This is a genomic window from Pseudoduganella sp. GW821-FHT12E03, from assembly GCF_058807115.1.
The window spans coordinates 901,551-926,103 of sequence record NZ_JBXAQJ010000002.1 but is presented as its reverse complement, the minus strand read 5'-3'; the positions used below and the strand labels follow the sequence as shown (position 1 = coordinate 926,103).

17 protein-coding genes are annotated in these 24,553 nt (G+C 64.1%); 10 read left to right on the top strand and 7 right to left on the bottom strand.

All coding sequences use genetic code 11. From position 1 onward, the window contains the following. The 7 genes from AC1RRC_RS07765 to AC1RRC_RS07735 all read right to left on the bottom strand — a co-directional run. Positions 1–827 (bottom strand): CIS tube protein (locus AC1RRC_RS07765; RefSeq protein ID WP_493054687.1); only part of this gene is annotated, 827 nt, incomplete at its 3' end. Then, positions 824–1,375 carry a phage tail protein gene (locus AC1RRC_RS07760; RefSeq protein ID WP_493054686.1) on the bottom strand — a complete coding sequence of 184 codons (552 nt, stop codon included), beginning with the start codon at positions 1,373–1,375 and terminating at the stop codon, positions 824–826. The genes AC1RRC_RS07760 and AC1RRC_RS07765, both read right to left, overlap by 4 nt. 2 nt (positions 1,376–1,377) lie before the next feature. Beyond that, complete coding sequence (locus AC1RRC_RS07755; RefSeq protein WP_493054685.1) at positions 1,378–3,426, bottom strand: phage tail sheath family protein; 2,049 nt, start codon at positions 3,424–3,426, stop codon at positions 1,378–1,380. Positions 3,427–3,447: 21 nt separating this feature from the next. Next, the gene (locus AC1RRC_RS07750; RefSeq protein WP_493054684.1) at positions 3,448–3,897 is read right to left on the bottom strand and encodes a phage tail protein; all 450 of its coding nucleotides are present in this window, start codon (positions 3,895–3,897) and stop codon (positions 3,448–3,450) included. Between the two features lie 11 nt (positions 3,898–3,908). Continuing rightward, on the bottom strand, positions 3,909–5,783 hold the full coding sequence (locus AC1RRC_RS07745) for a phage tail sheath family protein (RefSeq protein WP_493054683.1): 1,875 nt from the start codon (positions 5,781–5,783) through the stop codon (positions 3,909–3,911). Positions 5,784–5,825: 42 nt separating this feature from the next. Then, on the bottom strand, positions 5,826–6,743 hold the full coding sequence (locus tag AC1RRC_RS07740) for a hypothetical protein (protein WP_493054682.1): 918 nt from the start codon (positions 6,741–6,743) through the stop codon (positions 5,826–5,828). After that, positions 6,740–7,363 (bottom strand): Pvc16 family protein, encoded by a 624-nt coding sequence (locus AC1RRC_RS07735; protein ID WP_493054681.1) that lies wholly within the window; start codon positions 7,361–7,363, stop codon positions 6,740–6,742. Before AC1RRC_RS07735 ends, AC1RRC_RS07740 begins: the two co-directional genes overlap by 4 nt. A gap of 370 nt (positions 7,364–7,733) precedes the next feature. Here AC1RRC_RS07735 and AC1RRC_RS07730 point away from each other — a divergent pair, with 370 nt between their 5' ends. The 10 genes from AC1RRC_RS07730 (at position 7,734) to AC1RRC_RS07685 (ending at position 24,519) form a co-directional block, all read left to right on the top strand. Further along, positions 7,734–8,657: an ABC transporter substrate-binding protein gene (locus AC1RRC_RS07730; RefSeq protein ID WP_493054680.1), complete on the top strand. Its 924-nt coding sequence runs from the start codon at positions 7,734–7,736 to the stop codon at positions 8,655–8,657. Positions 8,658–8,837: 180 nt separating this feature from the next. Next, positions 8,838–10,007 carry an ABC transporter substrate-binding protein gene (locus tag AC1RRC_RS07725; protein WP_493054679.1) on the top strand — a complete coding sequence of 390 codons (1,170 nt, stop codon included), beginning with the start codon at positions 8,838–8,840 and terminating at the stop codon, positions 10,005–10,007. An 11-nt stretch (positions 10,008–10,018) separates the two neighbouring features. Beyond that, positions 10,019–14,503, top strand: coding sequence for an EAL domain-containing protein (locus AC1RRC_RS07720; protein WP_493054678.1), 4,485 nt, complete (start codon positions 10,019–10,021; stop codon positions 14,501–14,503). A gap of 415 nt (positions 14,504–14,918) precedes the next feature. After that, the gene (locus AC1RRC_RS07715; protein WP_493054677.1) at positions 14,919–16,712 is read left to right on the top strand and encodes a thiamine pyrophosphate-binding protein; all 1,794 of its coding nucleotides are present in this window, start codon (positions 14,919–14,921) and stop codon (positions 16,710–16,712) included. Between the two features lie 2 nt (positions 16,713–16,714). Next, complete coding sequence (locus tag AC1RRC_RS07710) at positions 16,715–17,470, top strand: SDR family oxidoreductase (RefSeq protein WP_493054676.1); 756 nt, start codon at positions 16,715–16,717, stop codon at positions 17,468–17,470. Positions 17,471–17,478: 8 nt separating this feature from the next. Next, entirely contained in the window at positions 17,479–18,300 is an 822-nt protein-coding gene (locus AC1RRC_RS07705; RefSeq protein ID WP_493054675.1) for a citrate synthase family protein, read from the top strand. Then, complete coding sequence (locus tag AC1RRC_RS07700) at positions 18,297–19,100, top strand: citrate synthase family protein (RefSeq protein WP_493054674.1); 804 nt, start codon at positions 18,297–18,299, stop codon at positions 19,098–19,100. Before AC1RRC_RS07705 ends, AC1RRC_RS07700 begins: the two co-directional genes overlap by 4 nt. Before the next feature lie 90 nt (positions 19,101–19,190). Beyond that, positions 19,191–21,302 (top strand): TonB-dependent receptor plug domain-containing protein, encoded by a 2,112-nt coding sequence (locus AC1RRC_RS07695; protein ID WP_493054673.1) that lies wholly within the window; start codon positions 19,191–19,193, stop codon positions 21,300–21,302. Between the two features lie 153 nt (positions 21,303–21,455). Further along, positions 21,456–23,549, top strand: coding sequence for a TonB-dependent receptor plug domain-containing protein (locus AC1RRC_RS07690; protein ID WP_493054714.1), 2,094 nt, complete (start codon positions 21,456–21,458; stop codon positions 23,547–23,549). Positions 23,550–23,688: 139 nt separating this feature from the next. Then, complete coding sequence (locus AC1RRC_RS07685; protein WP_493054672.1) at positions 23,689–24,519, top strand: hypothetical protein; 831 nt, start codon at positions 23,689–23,691, stop codon at positions 24,517–24,519. The last annotated feature ends 34 nt before the right edge of the window (positions 24,520–24,553 follow it).

Here is a 24,553-nt window from a genome sequence, read left to right as displayed (position 1 = left end):
GCGGGCGCGACCGGGCCGGCGCCACCGGGCGCCGCCGCCAGCGGCAACGCGGCGGCGGCGGCGTTCAAATCGCCGCCCGCCAGCCCTTGCGGCCCGGCGCCGCCCAGCCGGCGGCCACGCGCGCTGTCCGGCAAGCCGATCTCCAGCCCGGCCGGCAAATTCAGCGGGTCGGCAATTCCCGCCGCCATTGCGCGCCACGCATCGGGATCGAGGCCGTTGCGCGCCGCCAGCTGCGCCAGGCTCTCGCCGGGCAGCGCCTGCGCCACCCGCTCCGGCGCACCGCCGCCGCTGGTGCCCGGCGCGCCCGGCGGCGGGTCCATCGGTCCCGGCGGCTGCGGCGATGGCGCGGGCAGCGGGTCATACTGGTAGCGCGGGTCTTGTCCCTTGATGGTGACGCCGACCTTGGCGCGCAGCGGCGTGCCGTCGGCCGCGAACAATTCCAGGTCGACACTGACCGATTCCATCGTGCCCTGCACCAGGAAGCTGCCCCATTTGAACTGCACCCGCGCCGGGGCCTGGTCGCGCGGCGTATTGCCGCGCGGCCGCACAAAGTTTTCCACCACCATGGTCTTGCGTGTGACCGGCACCGGGGCTTGCGTGGTGCCTTCATCGGCGGTGTCGAACACCAGTTCAAACGTCAATGTCACCACGCCGTCGCCGGGACGCTGGCGGCTTTGGCTGCCCGCCTGCTGGCCGCCACCGGTCTTGTTGGTGATTTGCATGCGCAGCGAGGTCGGATTGAATTGCACGTCGATCGGCGTGCCGATTTCCGTGCCGCGCGCATCGGCCGCCACTTCGCACAGCGATGCCTTGACCAGCCGTGTCATGCCGCACCTCCATCCGGCATCAGGAGCCGCAAGCCTTCGTGCGCAATGGTTAATTCCTCGATGGCGATTTCACCGGTCTTGCCATTCAATTCCGGGCCCTTGATTTTCGACGGCAAGCCCCGTTCGAAGACCCAGGTGGCGCGCACCGTATTGTCCGCGCCTTTCACATAGACGATGCCGTCATAGCGGCGGATCGGCCGTTCGCCATTGATGACGCTTTGCAGCCAGCGCCACAAATCCGCATTGGCCTTGCCGTCTTCGCCGGCTTCATGGAACATGCCGCGCTTGAGCACCAGCGGCTGGAACTTGGCGCGGCCCGCGCGCCGCACCACGCCATTGTTGCGTCCCCCCTCCTGGAAATCCTGCACGTCCATTTCAATTTCCAGTCCGCCGCATTCCTGGAAGCCGCCGGTGCCGAGACGGTCGCCATCGGGCGGTTCCGCATCGCTGTCGCCGGTCCCCAGCAAGCGCTGGCTGCCCGCGGCAATCGCAGAGGAGCGCACCAGGCTGATTTCAAAACGGAACGCGGGGAGCAGCAAGGGATCCATGGTCAGCGCTCCAGGGTCAGGGTGCCGTCACCATCGCGGTGCAGGCACAGCACAATGAATTCCAGCGGTTCGGCCGGGGCGACGCCGATTTCCACCAGCAGTTCGCCCCGCTCCAGCCGCGCCGGTTCCCGGTTGATGCGGACGAAATACGATTCGGCCGGCGTCGCGCCCGCCCAGGCGCCGGCGCGGAACAGGCGCAGCAGCAGGTTGTCGATCGCATGCTGCAAATCGCGCCACAGCACGGGACCGTTCGGCTCGAACACCGCCCACTGGGTTTCGCGCAACAGGGTCCGCTCCAGCATCAGCATCAGCCGCCGCACCGACAACTGGCGCCACGCGTGGTCGCGCGACAGGGTGCGGGCCGACACCAGTTGCACGCCATCCTGGCCCCGCACGAAGCAATTCAGGCCGAGCGGGTGAAACACATCGGCCCGGTTGGCCGGCTGCGGTTCGGCCAGGCGCGCGATGGCGCGCGCCACTTCATTGGCGGGGCCGAACTGGATGCCCCGCTCGATTTCCTTGCGGGCGATAATGCCGGCCGCCACGGCCGACGGCGGCAACGGGCGCAAGGGCTGGGACGGCCCTTCCTCGCGCGGTACCGTGCGCGACGCCACCAGCCACGGGTGATACGCCGCCCCCCAGCTGCTGCCGAATTGCGCCCGCCAGCGCGTGGCCTGCACCTGCGACAGGCCGGGCGGCACGTCCAGCAAGGCAATCATGGCGCCCCGGAATTCGCACACATTGAGCACTTGCTGCTGCAGCGCCGCGATGGCGTTCAAGTCGGCGAAGTGGCGCGGGTCGAGGATCAATTGCCGCAGCGCGGTTGGCGCCACGCTGGTGATCGTGGCGGCGGAAGCGGGCAAGTCCACGCAGCAGGCAAATTCCGCGCCTGCCGCGCTGTCCACGGTGTCCGTCACGGCGTCAACGCCGGCCCATTGCGCCGGGACATACAAGTCCGGCACCACCACGTGCGTGACTTCCGGACACGCTTCCAGCGCCGACAAGCCCGCGCGCGCACCTTCGCTCCCGTCCCCCAGCCCTTCGGGGTCGAAAAAGTCTTCGTGCAGCAAATCGCCATAGCGGTCACGGCCATCGGTGAATGGCGCGGAGATGCCATGCAACAATTCAACTTCGGTGCGCCCCGGCCATAATTCCTGCGCGGCCCACGATGGATCCGGCCACAACAGCAGCGATTCTTCGCACAGCACCGTCCCGATCCAGCGCGGATGGCGCGGACTCAGCGCCAGGTTCTGGTGCCGTTCGCTGCGGCCGGCTTCGCCATCGTCGCGCATTTCGCGCACTTCCAGCCACACTTGCACGGTATCGATGCGCACCGGTTCAAACGGCGGCGCCGGCTCCAGCGCCAGCGCCCAGCGCGACAGGGGAAAGTCTTGCGGGCGGCGTTCCTGCGTGCCCCGGCAATACGCCAGCGCCTGCGCGCCATCGGCGCTCCACAAGCGCAGCAGGGTGCCGGCGGGTGCGCTGCCGGCGCGGTCGACGCATGCTTCGCCGTCCTGCCACGTGTACGCCAGGGCGCCGGTGCTATAGCCGGCATCGATCCGCAGCGCATTGCCCCAGCTGCCTTCATTGCGCGCCAAAAACAGCAGCGTGTCCGCCGCCAGCCCGTCCACCTCCCCATGGGCCCAGGCTTCGCGCCACGGCGCGGGATCGCCCGGTGGCGGCGCGTCATATTCATGCACGATGCGCACGATATACGCGCTGCGCCCGCCCTGTTCAAAGAACATCGCCACCGCATACGGTAAATAGCCCGGCCCCTCATAGCCGCCATACAGGCTGCGGTATTCGTCAAAGCTGTGCACCAGCACCGGCACGCTGCGGCGGTAGGCGCGGGCCGGATCACTCATCATCAGGCAGGCGCTGTCCCCGGGACGTCCCGCCTCCGGCTGGTAAGCCGGACCGCGCGGCGCCACCCCGACAAACGCGCACACGTCCATGTGCTGCGGATGCAGGCGCGGCGCTTCCACCGGCGCCAGCGCATGGACGCCGGGTGCGCCGAGGGGCAGGCGGGATGAGGTGAACGGTGTATGCATGATGAGGTGCCGGTTGCCCGCTTATTCGTAGGTCACGCCTTCGTGGGCAATATGCAGCTCTTCCATCGCGACTTCGCCGCCGCCCTTGGCCGCCAGGGTCGGTCCCACCCATTTCTTGGGCTGGGCATTGCTGAGCCGGAAGGCCGCCACCGGCTTCTTCGCTTCATCGAGCACGGTGATGGTGACGGGACGGCGGCCATCGCCGCCCTGCCGCACTTCCTTGACCCAGTCAGCCAGGTCGGTCGAGCCGATCAGGCCGCGTTTCAGGGTCACGTCTTCCTGCTTGAAGGTGTTGGCAATCTTGCGCACCGTGTTGACGGCGTCGTTGCCATTGCGGTATTCCGAGTAATTGATTTCCACCCCGAGGCCGCTGACATCGGAAAAACCGGCGATCGGCTTGGCTTCGTCGCCGGCGCCCAGCGAGACCAGGAAATTAAAGGCGCCATACGGGTTGTTGCGCGGAACAGCCATGATGTACTCTCCTATGCCTTGGCGTCGCCGGTCCATTGACCGACGCGGAAGATGACGAATTCGGCCGGACGGCTGGGCGCCACGCCCACCAGGCAAATCAGGCGGCCGTTATCGAGGTCGTTTTGCGTCATCGTGGTGCGGTCGCAGCGCACGAAATACGCCTGTTCCGGCTTTTCGCCGATCAGCGCGCCGTCGCGCCACATGACTTCCAGGAAGTCTTCCACCATGCGGCGGATATTGGCCCACAGCCGTTCCGAGTTCGGTTCAAACACCGCCCACTGGGTCGCCTTGTCGAGCGAATGTTCCAGGTAAATGAACAGCCGCCGCACGTTGACGTATTTCCATTCCGGGTCCGAACTCATGGTGCGCGCGCCCCACACGCGGCTGCCCCGGCCTTCGAAGAAGCGCAGGCAATTGACGCCTTCCGGGTTCAGCACGTCCTGGCGCGCCTTGTTGATGTTGATTTCAAAATTCGTCAGCCCGCGCACGATTTCATTGGCCGGCGCCTTGTGCACGCCGCGCTCGATGTCGTTGCGCGCATAAATGCCGCACACGAAGCCGGACGGCGGCAACAGCAGCCGGGCCGGCGGCACGCCGGGCGCCAGCGGCACCAGCGGGTCGAGGATTTCAATCCACGGGTGGTACAGGGCGCCATATTTGGTATCGAACTTGCCGCGGAATTCGCGGATTTCCGTGATCGAGCTTTGCGCCGGGCCATCGACCACGGCAATGCGGTAGCGGTACTTCTCGGCATGGGCCACCAGCCGCGCCCCCGCGTCGATGATCAACAACGGGTCCGGCATCGCGCCCGCGTCGGGCAGCGCCACGATGGCAATGTCGTCGATTTCCCCCAGCGCTTCGAGCCCGGTGGCCTTGACATCGACATGGTCCGGGTCGGCTTCCTTGCCTTCAAACGCATCCGGTCCCGGCAAGATGCCGTCATTGCCGCCCGACAGGCGCTTTTGCACCGAATTGCGCAAATCCAGCATCAACTGCGCGGGGCCGAACACATCCGTGTCGTCCGCCACATAATCGAGGTAGACGATGGCGTTTTCATCTTCCGGATCGTCACGGTCCAGCACCTTGCCGATATAGCGCAACTGGTGGCGGCCGGCCGACAGGTTTTCATAATTGTCGATACGGCCATTGGGCCCGTGCACCAGCACCCGCAATTCCACCAGCAGCACTTGCATGTCGGGCAGCGCATCGGGCAGCGCCACGGTATTGCCGAGATGGTCGATGAATTCCTGCTTGCCGTCCGGGGTGTACTTCACCACGTACAGCCGCCCCGCCACCAGCGGGTCGTTATCCTTGGGTAGCGTTGCCGGCGGCACCGGCAACGGATTGATCAGCTCCACCACGGAGCCCGGCACGGCGCGCCGCACCTGCACGCCCCATAAATGTTTTTGCAGCGGGTCATTCGGGTCGTTCGGGTGTTTGAACGCCAGGTTTTTACTGCGCGAGGCGCGCACGTCCACCAGCGCATTGCCGAATTCACCCGGCCAGCGGGCGCGCCACGTGGCCACGCCGGACACCAGCCTGGCCGTGCGCGACAGCGCCGGATCGGCATCGCCGTCCGGGAACACCCGCGCCACATACAGCCGCTTGCCGCCGTTGGCAAAGAAAGCGCGCGCCGCGTGCGCCATGTAGTTGATGCGCTCATCAAAGCCGAATTTCAGCGCTTCGAGCCCGCCATACACGCGTTCATATTCCGTGAACGACGTGATCAGGCGCGGCGCCGTGCTGGCCGGACCGCCGGCATATTGCACCGGCCCGGTGCGCGTCACCCCGGCAAAACCGGTGGTGCTGGTCGGCACCCCTTCGATGGATTTGGAGCGGAAGCTGACTTCCTCGACATACACCCCTGGCGCTAGATACTCTGGCATTTGGATCTCCCCTGCGCGAATCGGAACTCAATGAGAACTACGCTATGCAAACAGCAGCGTGGCATCCGCGCCGCCGGCCGTTTCCCCCACGCGCAGCGCCAGTTCCACACCGGCTTGCGCCACATAATCCGCCGGCGCCGCGTGCCCGCGCAGCACCGCATTGAGACTGTCGCCGCCGCCCTCTTCCAGCGGCAGGCTGGCCAGCGGGTCGGCGGCATCGACCGTCACGCCGGGCGGCGGCAGGAACGCCCACAGCCGCACCGCCACCGTACCGGCCAGCGCGGCGCCGCCGACCGCGCGGTTTTCCAGCACCAGCACAAATTCCCCCCGGTCGTCGCCATGCGCATAGCCCACCGGTTGCGCATCGCCAAACACGGTTTCACTGGCCGGCACCGTCGCCACCACCCGCGCCCACGGCACTGGCGCCGCCGTGGCCAGGCTGTCGCCCCGCAACACGCGGCCCCGTACCGCCGTGGCATTGCCCGGCAGCGGGTACGCCGAACCGGGCCACAGCCACGGCTGGCGGATATTGGCCGGCGTCGCCGCCAGGTCCACACCGTCGGCCACTGGTGTAAAACGGATACGGCGCGGCACATACAGGCGCGGGTCAAGCGCCCGTTCATAGGGTGGAACCAGGTGCGGCAAGCGCGGCAAACGCGGCGGCGCCGCATACACCCGCACCGCGCAGCGCACATCGCCGCCATCGAGCGCCAAGCCGAAGCGCTTGCGCAGCAAGCCCGCGTTCCGCAACGCGTGGCGCGCAGCGCCGTGGCTGTCGAACGGCACATTCATCGCATACGGCCCCAGCGTTTCCAGCACCGCGTGCCACGCCCCCTGCGCCGGCGCGCCCGCCAGCGCATCGACCCAGTGCAAGCCCAGGGCCAGCCGGTGCCGCAGGCGCGATACTTCCACCGTATTGGCCGGCGACAGCGGAATCCAGGGCGTCGCGACGGGGCTCACGCGGAGACTCCGGCAGCCACCCGCAGCGGTATCACCGCATCCGTCACCGGCGGCACCGGCCGCGCTTCGCGGCTGTCGATGCGCACCACCCGCGCCACGTACGGCACCGACAAGCGGTAATCGGTCGGCAGCGAATCGAACGTGCGCATCAGCGCTTCAGTGGAAATATCTTCCATCGCCACCTGCACGGAATCGGCCGGCAGCGCTTCCGGTTCATCGTCATAGGGCAGCACCGGCGCATACAGCAAGGGACCAGACAGGATCGGCGTGTATTCCAGCGCCTGCATGGCGCGCCCCAGAATCATGTGTTCGTGTTCGGCGTTGTCCGCCCACGGCGTGATCAGGAAGTGCAAATCCAGCGGCAAGTGGCCATGGCCATCGATGGAGCCGACCGCCGACCACGCGGCGCGCATGGTCTTATTGAAATCCACCCGGTACAGCAGCAGCGACAGCGCGTACTGGCCGATGGCGGCCGGAACATTCTTCGCCATCAAGTCATCCGTACGGATCAGCACGGCGCGGGTGATTTTCGTGGGGACGGGCTGGCGCTCCGTAAACGCCAAATTCAACAAGCGTTCCAGACTCTTCCCGACGGCAGCGATTCCCGCATATCCCGACATTGGACCCCCTACCATGTGGCAAGATGGACAAGCTTGATGCCAGATTATAATTATCGAAAAAACTCCAATTCTCACCCTTTGTCACGATGCAGGCTCCACGCAACACTTTAAGGGTGAAAATGTCACATTTCCTGGCAAGAATCGGTGAGGAGTCAGGCTAAGTCATTCCTATTGGAAATAACTTGATCGGCAGCAAGGTCCCGCCAATAGGCTGGCGCGCCCTCATGGCTAAAAAAGCAACAACCTGCGGCAACTTGCGGTTATAGTTGGCACTTTTTTGTGTACAACCAGCGTGGGGCGGATAAACTCTTTCCTGCAATTAATTTTTATTTATCCCGACGTCCCTGATTTGTGTAACCAACGTAGAAAGTTGCTGATCCTGCTTCCGGCACTGTATGCCGCGACGGCGTACGGCTACGTCGCGGCGGCCGGCCCGGAAGCGCTGGCGGTCGTGTACCCGGACATCGGACAGCCATACCGCAAGGTCTTTACTGAAATCATCGAGGGCATCGAGGAGCAGGCGCGCACCCGCGTCAAGGGCTATCCAGTCGCGTCCAATGCGGATTTCAACGAACTGCAATCGACCCTGAAGAAAAACGGCGGCAAGGTCGTCATCGCGCTGGGCCGCCAGGGCTTGCAGGCGGCGGCCGCCTTTGATCCGTCGGTGGGCGTGGTGGTGGGCGGCGTCAGCTCGGTGCCGGACGCCGAGAAGTTACGCGGCATCAGCCTGACGCCCGATCCCGCCCTGCTGTTTTCCCATCTAAAAAGCCTGGTGCCCACCGTCAAACGGGTATTTGTCGTCTACAGCCCGCAGCACAGCCAGGCGATGCTGAAAACCGCGCGCGAAGCGGCGCGCAGCCAGGGGCTGGAACTGGTGACGCTGGAAGCGGCCGACCTGGCCGCGGCGGTGCGCCGCTATGAAACCGCGTTTGCCGGCGCCGACGGCCGCACCGATGCGCTGTGGCTGCCGCAAGACCCGGTCACGGTGGAGGAAACCACCGTGCTACCGCTGGTATTAAAAGAATCCTGGAACCGCAACGTGCCGATTTTTTCCAGCAGCATCCTGCACGTGAAAAAAGGCGCGCTGTTCGCACTGTTCCCGAATAACTTTGAACTGGGCAAGGAACTGGCCAGCATCGCCCTCGGCCTCCTCAATGGCGACACCAGCCGCGCCGGCGTCTCCCCGCTGCGCTCGGTGCGCACCGCGTTTAACACCCGGACCGCCAGCCACATCGGCATTAACGTTGCCTCTGGACAACAACGAACCTTCGACTTTGTTTATCCCGAGCCATGATTCTGAGGATTGGCGCAGGAAATACACGGAAATAGCGTTGCCTTGTGTAAATTAATGCCGTGTGGAAGTAAATTTCTTTCTAATAAGCCAAGTAACTAGCATATACTATCGGGTATGACGGGCCCACCACTATTGTAGTCAGGATATATGTCCGCTACCCGGGCCCCTTCGGACAGTATAATGATTAAAAAGATAACGGATGTGGGCCGCCGGTTGCGCGCCTGCATCGCCTTTATCCTGTCGCTGTCGCTGGCTGTGTCCCCCGCCGCGTCCGCACAAGGATTCAAACCCGCGATTGACCTGCCTGGCGCCGGCGCCGCAGCACGCAACAGCGTGGGCGCCATCATGGAGCGCATCGAGCCGGGCATTGCCGCTTCCTCCGTGACCCTGCCGGTCATCCGGAGCGATGGCGTCCGTCCCGACCATCTCCGCCCGATCACCCTGGCCCAGCTGGAAGACCAGTTGCGCCGTCCCGAAGTGCAGGCCTCGATCGGCAAAGGCTCGATCGCCGTACTGTATCCAAACGTCGAAGCCCCCTTCCGTTCGGCCTTCACCAGCATCATCCAGGGCATCGAAGAGCGTACCCGGCTGCGCGTGCGCAGCTACCCGGTCGACCCGAAGGTCGATACCGCCGAACTCAATACGACGCTGAAACATAACAATACCCGCGTGGTGATCGCGCTGGGCCGCCAGGGACTCAACGCCACCAACGGGCTGGACCGCGAAATCACGGTGCTGGCCGGCGGCGTGCTATTACTGTCCGATGCGGAAAACGTGGCCGGCATCAGCCTCACGCCCGACCCCGCCCTGCTGTTTTCCCGCCTGCGCGCGCTGTTGCCGGACTTGCGCCGCGTGATCGTCGTGTATGACCCGCAAAAAAGCGACTGGCTGATCCGCCTGGCGCGCGACGCCGCCCGTGCCCAGGGCCTGGAATTGCAAGTGCACGTCGCCACCGAACTGGGCAAGGCTGCCCAGCTGTATCCGCAACTGTTTGCCAATGCCGACAACCGCCGCGACGCGGTCTGGCTGCCGCATGACAGCACCACGGTGGAGGAAAGCATCATCTTGCCGATGGTGCTGCGCGAATCCTGGAACAGCGGCGTGCCGCTGTTTTCCAGCAATGTGTTGCATGTCAAGAAAGGGGCGCTGTTTGCCATGGGACCGAACAACGTGGAACTTGGCCGGGCGCTGGCCAATTCCGCGCTCGGCGTGATCAATGGCGACGGCAAGCGCCGTGGCCTGGTCCCGCTGCGCGATTTACAGACCGCCATCAACGTACGTACCGCCAACCACATGGGATTGAACCTGTCTTCGCAACATCGCTTTGATTATGTTTATCCGCAGCCCTGAATACGGTCATTATGTTTCGTAATTATTTGCGCCGCACCGGTTTCCGCCGCCAGCTGACAGTCATTGTCTCGACATCGATTCTCGGCCTGGCCCTGTTTTCCTCCCTGATGAACTCGTGGGAGGCGCGCGGCCGCATGCGCGACCACTTTACGGAACAGGGGCAGCGCATCGCCGACAACCTGGCCCGCCAGTCGACCCTGGCGCTGCTGTTCCATTCCGCGGAAAACGCGCGCGACGTGGTCAGCACCACGCTCGCCTTCCCCGACGTGACCGGGCTGCAGATCAGCGACGCCAAACATAAGGTCTTGCTGTTGCAGGAACAGCACCGCGGCAGCAAGCTGGCCGAGATGCCGGGCGCGCAAGCGAGCCCGCAGCACGCCAGCCTGGTCGGCGAATCCAAGGATGCCTGGCTGTTTGCCGCGCCGGTGTTTGGCGGCCAGACCGAGGCGTCGCCATTCGACATGCAGGAACAGCAGCCGCAATTGCTCGGCTATGTCCATGTGCAGGTCGGCAAGGATACGCTGGACCGCCTGACCTGGTCACTGTTGCTGGGCAACCTGGCGCTGACCCTGTCGTTTGCCGCCATCCTGCTGGGCCTGGTGCGGCTGGCGACCCGCCACATGATCAACCCGCTCAACGCCTTGTCCGACCTGATGCGCCGCGCGGAAGCCGGCGAGTCCGGCATGCGCGCCGCCCCGGCCGGCCCGCGCGACCTGATCGACATGGCGCAGGCGTTCAACAAAATGATGAACGTGCTGGAACAGCGCGAAGCCGAGTTGAAGGAATCGCGCGACGCCGCGGTCAACATGGCGGAAATGAAGGCGCAATTTGCCGCCACCGTCAGTCACGAAGTGCGCACCCCGCTGAACGGCGTGGTTGGCATGCTGGACATGCTCAAGGAAATGCGCCTGACCCAGCGCCAGCAGGAATGCGTCGATGTGGCGTGGAATTCGTCGCGCACCCTGATCGACCTGATCAACAATGTGCTGGACTTCTCCAAGATGGAAGCGGGCAAGCTGACCCTGGAAGAAACCGACTTCGACTTGCGCAAGCTGGTGGAGGAAGTACTGGAACTGGTGGCCCGCCCGGCCCAGCAAAAAGGCCTGGAACTGTCGTACCTGCTGGCCCCCGGCGTGCCGGAACGGGTCACCGGCGACGCGCTGCGCCTGCGCCAGATTCTCATCAACCTGCTCGGCAATGCGGTGAAGTTCACCGACAAGGGCGAAGTCTCGCTACACGTGGAAGTGGCCGGCGGCGAGGCGTTCGGCCTGCGCTTTATCGTGCGCGACACCGGTATCGGCATGAGCCCCGAGGTGCAAAGCCATCTGTTCGAATCGTACGTGCAGCCGGATCCCTCGACCACGCGCCGCTATGGCGGCACCGGCCTGGGCCTGGCGATCTGCCGCCAGCTGGTCGGCCTGATGAACGGCGACATCGGTGTCTCGAGCACGCCGGGCGCCGGCACCACGTTTGAATTCACGGCCCAGTGCCGTCCATCGGCCACCCAGCTGTCGCTGGAAGCCGATCCGCAACTGGCGCAGGCGCGCGTGCTGGCGATCGACGCCAGCGCCACCGTGCGTGCGCTGCTGGGCCAGGTGTTTGAACAGCACCGCATGGCGCACTTCCTGGCCGACGGCGGCAACCAGGCCATGGCCGAGCTGAAGGCGGCCGCCGACGCGGGCCAGCCCTACCGCATCGTCGTCATGGACGTGAGCCTGACCGACGAACACGCGATCGATATCGCCAGCCGTATCACGGCGGCCGGACTGGCACCGGAATTGCTGTTGATGGACCGCCACGGCGGCGGCAACATGGCCGGCGCCGCGACCCACGCCACCATCCCGAAACCGCTGCGCGTCGGACGCCTGGTCAATGCGCTGCACGAATTGCTGGCCGGCCGCGCCGCGGCGCCGGAATATACCGCCAAGCCGGCGCAGATGGCACTGGGCACAGCGCCGATACCGGCCCTGCCCGCGCCGGTGGCCGCACCCAACCAGTTCCGCATCCTGGTGGCCGAGGACAACCGCACCAACCAGATGGTGGCGGCCGGCATGCTGGCCATGAACAACTGCGTCTGCGAATTCGCCTCGAACGGCCGCGAAGCCGTGGAAGCGGCCAAGCGCGCCCGCTTCGACATGATCCTGATGGATTGCAGCATGCCGGAAATGGATGGCTACGAAGCCACCGCGCATATCCGCACCCATGAGGAAACCCTGGGCATCCGCACGCCGCTGGTGGCGATGACCGCCAACACCCAGCGCGGCGACGCCGAGAAATGCATGGCGGCCGGCATGGACGATTACCTGGCCAAGCCGATCACCTTGCTGGAACTGCGCCACAAGCTGCATAAATGGCTGCCGGGCCAGGCCGGCGCGGCGCATCCGACGCCGGCGCCGACCGAGACCCCGCAGGAACGCCATGGCGACACGCCGCAAGGCACGCCGCTGGACCGCGCCGTGTTCGACAAGCTGCGCGAAATCCTGGGCGCCGCCCTGCCGCACGCGGTCTCGCCTTTCCTGGAGGATTCGCCGGTCTACCTGAATGAGCTGGAACAGGCGGTCTACGCGCATGACGCGGAAACCGCGCGCGCCCGCGCCCACGCCCTGAAAGGCTCGTCCGGCAACCTGGGCGCCGTCGACCTGTCGGCGCTGGCGCAAAAAATTGAAGAACTGGCCATTGCGCGCCGCCTCGACCAGATTCCGCCGCTGCTGCCGGCGCTGCGCGCCGAATACAACCAGGTGGCGACCTTCCTTGACGCTGAAGTCAACGCCGGCGGCAATGTCAGCCACGCGCCGCAGGAGGAAATGGCGCAGGTGCTGGTGGTCGATGACGACCGCAGCACCCGCAGCACCCTGCGCTACACCCTGCAGCGCGACGGATTCCAGGTCGAAGAAGCGTCCGATGGCGAGGAAGCGCTGGCCATGCTCAAGCGCTTCCAGCCGGACGTGATCCTGATGGACGCCGTGATGCCGCACATGGATGGCTTTACCGCCTGCTCGCGCCTGCAGGAAATGCCGGGCGGCAGTTCGATTCCCGTGTTGATGATCACCGCGCTGCAGGACAATTCCTCGGTGGAGCGCGCGTTCGCCGCCGGCGCGTCGGATTACATTCCGAAGCCGATCCACTATGCCGTGCTGTCGCAGCGCGTGCGCCGCATCATCGAAGCCAACCGGGCGGAAAAACGCATCCGCCACCTGGCCTACAACGATATCCTGACCGGGCTGCCGAACCGCACCCTGTTCTTTGAATTGCTGGGCCAGGGCATCGAGCAGGCCAAATCCAACGGCAACCTGCTGGCCGTGCTGTTCATGGACCTGGACCGCTTCAAGTACGTCAACGACAACCTGGGCCACGACGTCGGCGACCGCCTGCTGGTGGCGGTGGCGCAGCGCGTGCGACACAGCGTGCGCAATGTCGATACCGTGGCGCGCCTGGGCGGCGATGAATTCACGGTGGTGCTGGGTGAGCTGGACAACCCGGGCTCGGCCGCCACGGCCGCGCACAATATCTGCCGCGTGCTGTCGGCGCCGTTCCAGATCGACGGCCACGACATCTTTGTCACCAGCAGTGTCGGCATCGCCATGTACCCGCACGACGGGGAAGATGTCGCGACCCTGGTCAAGCACGCCGACAGCGCGATGTACCGCGCCAAGAAAACCAACACCGGCTTCCAGTTCTATGAAGCGTCGATGGAACATTCGATTTCCGAGCACGTGCGCCTGGAAAGCGACTTGCGGCGGGCCCTGGAACAGCACCAGCTGGAAGTGTTTTACCAGCCGCAGGCCACCCTGGAAGATGGCCGCGTGATCGGCATGGAAGCATTGGTCCGCTGGCGCCATCCGGTGCGCGGCATGGTGTCGCCGGCCGAGTTCATCCCGCTGGCGGAAGAAACCGGCCTGATCATCCCATTGGGCGACTGGGTGCTGCGCACCGCCTGCGCCCAGTTGAAGGCGTGGATGACGCAAGGCTTGCCGCAACTGCGGGTGGCGGTCAACCTGTCGGTGCGCCAGCTGCTGCAAAAAGACTTCACGTCGTCGGTGGAAACCGTGCTGGCCGATACCGGCTTGCCGGCCCATCTGCTGGAACTGGAAATCACGGAAAGCACCCTGATGGAAAACGCGCAGGACACGCTGACCGCCCTGCACCGCCTGCGCGCACTCGGCGTGCGCCTGTCGATCGACGACTTCGGCACCGGCTATTCCTCGCTGTCGTACCTGAAACGCTTCCCGGTCGACATCATCAAGATCGACCGCTCGTTCGTGCGCGACGTGCCGCAAGACGCCGACGATGCCGCGATTGTCACCGCGATCATCGCGCTGGCGCACAGCCTGCGGCTGGAAGTGGTGGCCGAAGGCGTGGAAACCGAGGCGCAATTGCACTTCCTGAAGGCGCGCCGCTGCGATTTGCTGCAGGGTTACCATCTCAGCCCGGCCATCCCGGCCGAGCAGTTTGCACAGTTGATACGGCAGCGCGAAGCCTCCCTGGCGCGCTTGTAAAACCTGCCCGATGTCACAAAAAAATCCCGCTTCGGCGGGATTTTTTATTTCCTATCGGAATTATCTCGGGTTATCAGCAGGCGCCCCGCCCGCATTATCTAAGCCGTTGTTTACATAGGACTTTACTTAATACTTAATAGTCGTGCGCTATATTTTATATTTCCCAAAAGTAACTCCAATTGTTCAATAGAATATTTTTACTAATTCTCTCAAATTGTCACACACTGCCTCAAAATTGGGCTATGATCTCGCACTGCAACATTTATTACTTCCAAACAAATAAAGTTGCATTTATGCCATACTATTTGAGGAGCCTTGCATGTTAGAGAACGTTGAGTTTGAGCAGCACGAGCAGTTACCTTCCCTCCACACCTCACAGGCAGTGGTCCGTGCCGCAGAACCAGCGGAAATCAGCATGGATATGGCCGACCTCCTGGTCGCCTATCTCGAACAACTGGGTGTCGAATATGTGTTTGGCGTCCCTGGCGGCGCCATCGAGCCTCTCTACAACGCCATCGCACGCAACCTGCGCAAGGGCGGCAACCTGAACCATATCGTCGCGCGCCACGAAGCCGGCGCCGCCTTCATGGCTGACGGCTATGCCCGCGAAACCGGCAAGATCGGCGTCTGCATTTCCACCTCCGGTCCCGGCGCCACCAACATGCTGACCGCCGTGGCGACCGCCTACGGCAACAACGTACCGATGCTGGTGATCACCGGCCAGCCGGCGCTGCCATCGTTCGGCAAGCACACCTTGCAAGAATCCGCGTGCACCGGCATCGACGTGCTCGGCATGTTCCGCCACTGCACCCGCTACAACTCGCTGGTATCGCACCCACAGCAGCTGGAGTGGAAACTGATCACCGCCCTGCAGCACGCGACCCGTTCACCCGCCGGCCCGGTCCACCTGTCGGTGCCGGTGGACGTGTTCCGCGCGCCAACCACGCAAGTCAAGCCGAACTACGACATGAGCGCCCTGCTGCGCCCGGCTTCGCTGGTCGACAGCGGCGCAGTGGAATCGCTGCGCGAAATGCTGGCCAATTCCCGCAACGTGGTGATCCTCGTGGGTGGCGGCTGTGGCGACTCGATCCATTCGATCCTGCAATTTGCCAAACTCAAAGGCGCGACCTTTGTCACCACGCCGGACGGCAAAGGCCTGGTCAGCCCGCAACACCCGCTGTATCGCGGCGTGTTCGGCTTTGGCGGCCACGCCACCGCCGAAGCGGCGCTCAATGACCCATCGGTGGACTTGATTGTCGCAGTCGGCACCAGCATGGGCGAATGGAACACCGGCGGCTGGAACGCCAGCCTGCTGAACGACCGCCTGGTCCATATCGATGAGTCGGAAGAACACCTGGCCCGCACACCGATGGCGCGCTACCACCTGCGCGGCAGCCTGCGCGCGATCTTCGACCGCCTGATCGACCGTATCCACCAGGCCGGCTCGCACACCGATCCTTCCGTCGAGCGCCGCCGCATGGCCCGCGACAAGGCCGCGCAGCACTGGAACCATGACGCCATGCTCGATTCGCCGGAAGCCTTCAACAGCGACGCCAATCCGCTGACGCCGCAGCGCCTGATGAAAGAACTGGGCGACCTGTTCCCGTACAACACCCGCTACCTGGCGGACGCCGGCAATAGCGTGGCGTGGGCCACCCACTACCTGCAGCCGCAATGCCGCCGCATGGGCGAGCGCCGCTTTGGCGGCGGCGACCGTCCGCGCGAAATGGGCAAGCGCCAGAGCACCGGTGGTTGGCTGCGCCTGACCACGCACTTCGCCCCGATGGGCTGGGCCATCGGCGCCGCCATCGGCACCGCCGCCGGCAATCCTTCGGCGCCAGTGGTCTGCATCACCGGCGACGGCAGCTTCCTGATGAGCGGCCAGGAATTGTCGGTCGCCGTGGCGGAACAGCAATGCGTGATTTTCGTGATCCTGAACGACCGCGCGCTGGGCATGGTCAAGCACGGCCAGCGCCTCGGCGGCGGCGAACAGATCGGCTACGCCTTGCCGCCGACCGATTTCGCCGCGATATCACGCGCCCAGGGCGGCCGTGGCTTCACGATCCGCAGCGCCGCCGATTTGCAGGCGCTCGACATCAAGTCGATTTGCAACTACCCGGGCCCGACCCTGCTGGATGTCTACATCGACCCGGAACAGGTGCCGCCAATGGCCAGCCGCCTGCGCGTGTTGCTGGACGAGGGTCAATAATAATGACGGACAAGAAATTGCAAGGCAAGACTGCCCTGGTTACGGGCGGCAGCAGCGGCATCGGCCTGGCCAGTGCCATCCTGTTCCAGCAACAAGGTGCACTGGTGGCCATCAGTGGCCGCAACCGCCAGACATTGGATGACGCCGGCGCCGCACTGGGCAACGAAGCACTGTTGATCCAGGCCGATGCCGGCGAACTGTCCGGCATCGACGCGACCATGGCGCAAATCAAAGCCAACTTCGGCCGCCTCGATGTGCTGTTCATCAATGCCGGCGTCGCCAGCCCCTCCCCGATCGAACACGTCACCGAAGCATCGTTTGACGAACAGGTCGGCGTCAACCTGAAGGGCGTGTTTTTCACGATCCAGAAAGCCTTGCCGCTGATGGCGCCGGGCGCCAGCATTATCGTGACGACCTCTATTACCAATCAGCTCGGTTCGCCGAACTTCACCGTGTACGGTGCGGCCAAGGCAGGGTTGCGCTCCATGGTGAAATCACTGGGACTGGAGTTGATCGGGCGCGGCATCCGCGTCAATGCCATCAGCCCAGGTCCGATTGCGACGCCGATGTTTGACCGCCTTGGCTTGCCGCCCGCCGTGGCCGATGAAAAGAAACAGGCGATTGCCGCAAAGTCGCCCAGCAAGCGCTTCGGCCAGCCGGAGGAAATCGCCAAAGCCGCACTGTTCCTGGCCAGCACCGATGCATCCTATATCGTCGGCGAGGAAATCGTCGTTGATGGCGGCATGAGTCTGCTGTGAGCGCAAACGTGAGCCAGAACGCTCCGGCGCCATCGCCCAACGATTTGATCCACACCGCCATCTGGCAAGAATTGCCGGAAGCGGACAATCCCTTCGCGACCCGCACGGCATTGTGCCGAGGCTATGATGTGTTCGGCGCCATGGCCGGCCAGGCCCGGTGGATTGACATGCTGTGGTTGCTGTTGCGTCCCGAACTGCCTGAAGGCAATCAGCTGGCGGTCCTGGAAACACTGGCCGTAGCCTTGGCCAATCCCGGTCCACGCGATGCCTCGGTACACGCCGCCATGTGTGGCGGCGTCGGCGGCTCCCCCGCCGCCGCCGCACTGATTGCCGCGCTGGCTGTTGGCGCGGGCCGCAATGGCGGCGCACGCGATGTCTACGACGCCATGACCATGTGGCGCGATTGTGGCGGCGACCTCGCGGCATGGGCGGGCTATAACCAGGCACATGCGGAAGATCCTGTGGACGTGTACCCGGAACGCCAGCACGTGCCGGGATTCGACAAGCACGGCGCATCCACCCCACTGCCCGTGCGCCAGTTGCTGGCCACACTGAACACGCTCGGCGCCGGCCCGCATACCGCCTGGCTGCATGCCCACGCCGCGGCTGCCTGCGCATCCATCGGCTATCCACTGGCGATGGCCGGCGTCGCCGCCTGTGCCTTGCACGACCTCGGCTTTACTCCCGACGAGGGGGAAATGCTGACGTTGCTGTTGCGTCTGCCCGGCGCGGCCGCCCACGCGCTCGAGCAAAAGCAAGTCGGCTTCAAGCACTTTCCGTTTTACAAGCTGGAACTGGATCCGGCAGCAAACCCAAGGGAGCAGGCATGACCGGACCGGAACAATTGGCAAAGGCGGCCGGCGTGCTGCGCACCAGCGCCGGCGCCGCATTCCCCGGCAGCCACGCGGTCTTCCGTGGCCAGGATTTGCACCAGGACTTGCAGCACCTCGGCTGGCTGGACCTCTATGCGTTTGGCGTCACCGGCCGCAAGCTGACACCGGCGCAGTCGGAAATGATCCAGGCCCTGTGGGTCTGCACCAGCTACCCTGACGCACGCCTGTGGAATAACCGCGTCGCCGCGTTGGCCGCCAGCGCACGCAGCAGCAGCAACCTCGCGCTGGTCGCCGGCGTGGCGGTCTCGGAAGCCATGGTCTATGGCGGCAATGCCGCGTTGCGCGCGATGCATTTTCTACAGCAAGCGTTGCGGCGCGCCGCGACCGGTGAAGCGCTGGAAGACATCGTCTGGGCGGAAACCGGCCAGCGCAAGATTTATGGCTACGGCCGTCCCATCAGCAGCACCGACGAGCGCATTCCCGTCATCATGGCGCTGGCGAAAAAACTGGGCATGGACCAGGGCCCGCACCTGACGCTGGCCTTTGCCGTCGAGCGCATCCTGCTGACCCGCTACCCCAACCTGCGCATGAATTTTGGCGCATTCCAAGCCGCGATGTTTTCCGACATGGGCCTGTCCATGCGCGAATACCAGATGCTCCGCATGCCGCAATTTACTGCCGGCATGGCGCCCTGCGTCGCGGAAGCCGCGGCGAAAGACGAGGGAACCCTGTTCCCAACACCTTGCTCGGCAGTCGCCTACGATGGTCCGGCGCCGCGTCCGTGGCCCCTTCGATAGCAGCACGCAAGCAACAGATGCGGGATTTTTTGCCCATGAGTATTAATCATCACGCTACAATGGCCAAAATGTTACATCTGGAGAATGCCTTTGAAGCCTGCCCGCATATCACGTCTGTCCCGCGCCAGTCTGGCAGTCATCCTGGCTGTGCAAGCCATGGCGGCCACGGCCCAAACCACCAGCGAAGAAGATGAGCTGAGTTTGGTCTACGGCGACAGCGACAGCATCAGTATCGCCACCGGTAATTTGCAGTCGCTGCGCCGCGCGCCAGCCGTTGCAGTGGTGATCACTGCGGCCGATATCGCCAGCATGGGTGCGCGCGGCATGGATGAAGTCCTGGAAACCGTTGCCGGCATCCACATTGCGCGCAGCGCCAACAGTTGGGCCCCGCTCTATATGGTGCGTGGCGTCTACAGCTCGCAGGGCCCGCAGGTGCTGGTGCTGCAAAACGGCGTCCCCATCACCACGCTATACCAGGGCAATAAAGGCAACATGTGGGGCGATTACCCGGTCGAAGTGATTTCGCGCCTGGAAATCATCCGTGGTCCCGGCTCGGCCCTGTATGGTTCCGATGCATTCTCCGGCGTCATCAACATCATCACCAAAGGTCCCGCCGAAAGCGCCGGAACGGAATTCGGCGGTCGTATCGGGTCGTTCGCTTCCCGCGATGCCTGGATCCAGCATGGCGGTAAAGTCGGCCCGGTGGAGATCGCGGCTTTTCTCCGTGTCGGCAGCACCGATGGCTTCCGCCGCACCATCGACGCCGATGCGCAAAAACGCAACGATACCCTCTTGGGGACGCGCGCCACGTTGGCGCCGGGTCCCGTTAACGTGGACAACGAGGCTGCCGATTTCAACCTGGAAGCCAGCTACGGCCAGTTCCGCGCGCGCCTGAACTTCAAGCAGCGCGAAGTCGGTACCGGGGCCGGCATTGCCTCCGCACTGGACCCGGTAGGCAAGGGCAAGAGCACCCGCACCATCGGCAACCTGGCGTGGGCCAATCCACAGGTGACACGCGACTGGGGATTGAGCGTGAGCCTCAATTCCCAGGAATATGTCCAGGAAATCCCGGTACCCTATATCCTGTTGCCGGCCGGCGTACGTTTCCCCACCGGGACGTTCCCAACCGGCATGATCGGTGCACCGGAAACATGGGAGCGTAATGTCCGCTTCAGCGCCATTGCCGACTATACCGGCTTCGCGGATCACCATCTGCGGATCGGCGCCGGCCATGAAGACCTGCACCTGTACCGCACCCGTGAATTGCGCAATTTCACCTATGCGCCAAACGGCACGCCGATCCCGGCAGCCGGATTGACCGACTATTCCGCCACCGACCCGTTCCTGCGCCCCCATCGCCGGCGCGTGGATTATGTGTTCCTGCAGGACGAATGGCGCTTGGCCAAGGACTGGAATCTGACAGCAGGCGTACGCCACGACAAATATTCCGATTTTGGCGGCACCACCAACCCGCGCGTCGCGCTGGTGTGGGATGCGACGTACGACCTGACCGCCAAACTGCTGTACGGCCGCGCCTTCCGCGCGCCCTCCTTCAATGAGGCCTACAGCATTACCAATCCCGTCGCACTGGGCAATCCGAATCTGAAGCCGGAAACCAATGGCACGCTGGAGGCGGTGGCTTCGTGGCAAGCCAAGGCGGACTTGCAGCTGAATGCGACGTTGTACCGTTATTCCATGGCCAGCATCATCCGCCTGACGCCACGTCCGGCGGGCGCGCTGGGCCAGGTGTATAACAACACCGGGAACCAGACCGGCCACGGCGCGGAATTTGAAACCGCCTGGACAGTGGACCGCGACCTGCGGCTGGTGGGCAATTACGCGTGGCAGCGCTCCATCGACAAGGCCACCAACAGGGATGCCGGCTACGCACCTCACCATCATCTGTATGCGCGGGCCGATTGGCAATTCGCCAGCGGCTATATGCTCAGTCCGCAATTTACGTGGGTGGCGGACCGTAAGCGGCCAGCAGGCGATGCGCGCGCACCGATAGCCGACTACCACACGGTGGACCTGGCGCTATCGACCCGGCGTGGCAAAAACAGCTGGAACTTCTCCGCAGCAATACGTAACCTGTTCAATGCCGACGTACGCGAACCGAGCGCCGCACCTGGCTTGCAAATCCCGAACGACTTGCCGATGGCGCCCCGCGCCATTTCACTGACGGCCAGTTACAAGCTGTAAAGCCGTCCGGTGGCGGCGCCGGACGGCGCTGCCGCCAGTGCCCGGCTGGTCCGGATCGGCGAAAGTCACTTTCAAATGCGTATTTACAACCTTCGCCAGCAACTTGCCATTCTATAATGGCAAGTTTCAGCATCGGAGAAGGTCGTGACGCCCATGTGCCACCAATACTGCCTGGCGGCTTTACTGACCATGCAGGCTGCTGCCGCCTGTGCGCACTCACCTGCCGACGAGGATGAGCTCAGCCTGCTGTATGGCGATGCAGCCAGCGTCAGCATTGCCACCGGTAATGCCTTATCGTTGCGCCGTGCGCCCGCCGTTGCCTCCGTGGTCACAGCGGCTGACATTGCCAATATGGGCGCCAGCGACCTGGACCAGGTGCTGGAATCGGTCCCCGGCATCCACGTGATGCGCAGCGCCAATAGTTACTCGCCGCTGTATGTGATGCGCGGCGTATACAGCCAGTTCGGGCCCCAAGTGCTGGTAATGCAAAACGGCGTCCCCGTCACGACCCTGTTTACCGGCAACAAAGGGAACGTATGGGGAGGCTTTCCGGTCGAGCATGTCGCCCGGATTGAGATCATCCGGGGCCCCGGCTCCGCGCTGTATGGTTCCGATGCTTTCTCCGGTGTCATCAATATCATCACCAAGTCGCCTGCCGAAGCGGCGGGCGCCGAATTCGGGCTGCGCGGCGGGGCCTTCCACACGCGCGATGCCTGGGCCCAGTATGGCGGCGCCCTGGGTCCAGTGGCGATTGCCGCCTATCTGCGCGTGGGTGCCACCGACGGCCATCGCGGTCTGGTCGCGGCGGATGCGCAAACCCGCAACGATACGCTGTTCGGCACCCGTGCCAGCCGCGCTCCGGGGGCTGTCGTTACCGGCTATCGCGCAGCCGACCTGCAGCTCGAGGCCGCCTATGGCAAATGGCGTGGCCGTTTGGGCGCCAAACTGCGCGACGGCCTGGGCGCCGGCGCCGGCATTGCCCAAGCGCTGGACGCAGCCGGCCACAGCCGCAGCGAACGGTTGACATCCAGCCTGGCCTGGGCCGATCCGCAGTTCGCCACCAATTGGGGCCTGGGCGCCAGCATCAGCAGCCAACATTATGCTCAGGAAATCCCGCAACCCTACATCCTGCTGCCGGCCGGCGTTCGCTTGCCGACCGGCACATTCCCCCAGGGAATGATCGGCGCGCCGGAAATATGGGAGCGAATCGTGCGCAGTACCGCCTTTGCCGATTACGGCGGCCTGCCGCACCATCAAATCCGTATCGGCATAGGCCACGACGACGTGCATATGTACCGGGTGCGTGAGCGCCGCAATTTCAGCTATACCTCGAACGGCACACCCGTTCCCCTGCCGTCGCTACAGGACCGTTCGCACATCGATCCATTTATACAGCCGCAACGCCGCCGCATTGATTACATTTACCTGCAGGACGCGTGGCGCCTGGCGCCCGACTGGAACTTGACGGCGGGGGTACGTCACGACCGCTATTCCGATTTCGGCGGCACCACCAATCCGCGCGTAGCGCTGGTATGGGATGCGCGCTTCGACCTGACCGCCAAGCTGCTGTACGGCCGCGCGTTCCGGGCGCCGTCCTTCAATGAGTCGCACGCCGTCAATAACCCCGTCGCGCTGGGCAATCCTGACTTGAAGCCGGAAACCAACGGCACGCTGGAAACGTCCGTGGCATGGCAGATACAAACGGACTGGCACGCGAACCTGACACTATACCGCTACGCAATGGGCAACATTATCCGCACCGTGCCGAATCCGGTTGCCGGCACCGGCGCAACCTACCGCAATACAGGCAATCAGACCGGCCGCGGTGTGGAACTGGAAAGCACGTGGAACGCGCGCCGCGACTTGCGCCTCCATGGCAACTATTCATGGCAGCGTTCGATCGACAAGGCCACCGGCGCCGATGCCGGCTATGCGCCGCATCATCACCTGACCGGCCGCGCCGACTGGCAACTATCAAGCGCCTACATGCTGAGTCCACAGCTCAATTGGGTGGCGGGCCGCAAGCGCGCCACCGGCGACAACCGCAAACCCGTTGCCGACTACCATACGTTCGACCTGGCGCTGTCCACCCGATACGGCAAACAGCGCTGGAACTTCACGGCCACCGTGCGCAACCTGTTCAACCGGGATGTGCGTGAACCCAGCCTGGTGCCGGGGCTGGCCCTGCCTTACGACTTGCCGATGGCGCCGCGCGCGCTGTCACTGCAGGCTAGCATCAGACTGTGAAAAAAGTACGCTTTTTTATCATTGCATCTTGTTAACTTATATTTCTTTTGTGATAGTATCCGTTTGGCAAATATTGCAGCAATGCAACTTGCAAAATGCAAGTAAATCGGATCACTTATCACACAGGGAGAAGTCAGCAATGCAATTGAAGAAATGGACCGCCTTGGCACTGGGCGTCGTGGCCATGCACGGCGCAAGCGCCAAGCATGAACTGGAAGACAAGCCGTCGCAACAACCACTGCTGGTCATTGGCGCATCGTATTCCGAAGCCAAAACCCCGTTTAACAATGGCATCGCCCCGCAAGGCGGCCGCTCCGTCGCCCAAGGCATTTATTTGAGCCTGGGCGCGGCCCTGACCCGCGACCACCAATTGCCGGGCTATGTGATCAATGAAGCCCAGGCCGGCGCCGGCACGTTTACCCGCTTCCAGTGCCCGCCCGGCGCCGCCACCTGCAGTCCGGCGGTGTGGGACAGTTACCAGGTCCAGTTGAACCGCGCCCTGACCCGCGTGGCGCGCCCCGCCCCGGTCGGCGGCTACAACGCAAAATATGTCGTGGTCACGATCCCGAACGACTGCCTGCACGCGGGCGGCATGGGTGTGCCGCAGCCGACCTCGGTGCAGTGCACCGTGGCCGACATGAACGCCACCGCCGACCGCCTGGTTGCATTGGGCAGTTTCGCGCTGTCGAAAGGCCTGACCCCGATCTTCACCGGCTATCCGAAATACGCAGACCTGGACATGGAACTGTTCCGCACCAGCTCCAACGTCGCGTGGGTGATTGGCGAACAAGACTACAACACCCTGGCCGACGTGGTGCAAAGCCGCCTGGCCGCCGATTTGCCGGACGCGATTCAGCTCGACATCTGGAAAGAGTTCACCCACATCGGCGATGGCCTGCATCCGGACCAGACGACCGCGCGCAAAGCCGCGCACGTGCTGGCCAATCACTTGCGCAAGCTGGACGATTAAGCAGTCCCGCAATGATGGCGGCCACATGATGTGC

Coding starts and splice junctions, on each gene's coding strand:
- AC1RRC_RS07760 (WP_493054686.1), bottom strand. CDS start 1,375: ATGGATCCCTTGCTGCTCCCCGCGTTCCGTTTTGAAATCAGCCTGGTG.
- AC1RRC_RS07755 (WP_493054685.1), bottom strand. CDS start 3,426: ATGCATACACCGTTCACCTCATCCCGCCTGCCCCTCGGCGCACCCGGC.
- AC1RRC_RS07750 (WP_493054684.1), bottom strand. CDS start 3,897: ATGGCTGTTCCGCGCAACAACCCGTATGGCGCCTTTAATTTCCTGGTC.
- AC1RRC_RS07745 (WP_493054683.1), bottom strand. CDS start 5,783: ATGCCAGAGTATCTAGCGCCAGGGGTGTATGTCGAGGAAGTCAGCTTC.
- AC1RRC_RS07735 (WP_493054681.1), bottom strand. CDS start 7,363: ATGTCGGGATATGCGGGAATCGCTGCCGTCGGGAAGAGTCTGGAACGC.
- AC1RRC_RS07725 (WP_493054679.1), top strand. CDS start 8,838: ATGATTAAAAAGATAACGGATGTGGGCCGCCGGTTGCGCGCCTGCATC.
- AC1RRC_RS07720 (WP_493054678.1), top strand. CDS start 10,019: ATGTTTCGTAATTATTTGCGCCGCACCGGTTTCCGCCGCCAGCTGACA.
- AC1RRC_RS07715 (WP_493054677.1), top strand. CDS start 14,919: ATGGATATGGCCGACCTCCTGGTCGCCTATCTCGAACAACTGGGTGTC.
- AC1RRC_RS07710 (WP_493054676.1), top strand. CDS start 16,715: ATGACGGACAAGAAATTGCAAGGCAAGACTGCCCTGGTTACGGGCGGC.
- AC1RRC_RS07700 (WP_493054674.1), top strand. CDS start 18,297: ATGACCGGACCGGAACAATTGGCAAAGGCGGCCGGCGTGCTGCGCACC.
- AC1RRC_RS07690 (WP_493054714.1), top strand. CDS start 21,456: ATGTGCCACCAATACTGCCTGGCGGCTTTACTGACCATGCAGGCTGCT.
- AC1RRC_RS07685 (WP_493054672.1), top strand. CDS start 23,689: ATGCAATTGAAGAAATGGACCGCCTTGGCACTGGGCGTCGTGGCCATG.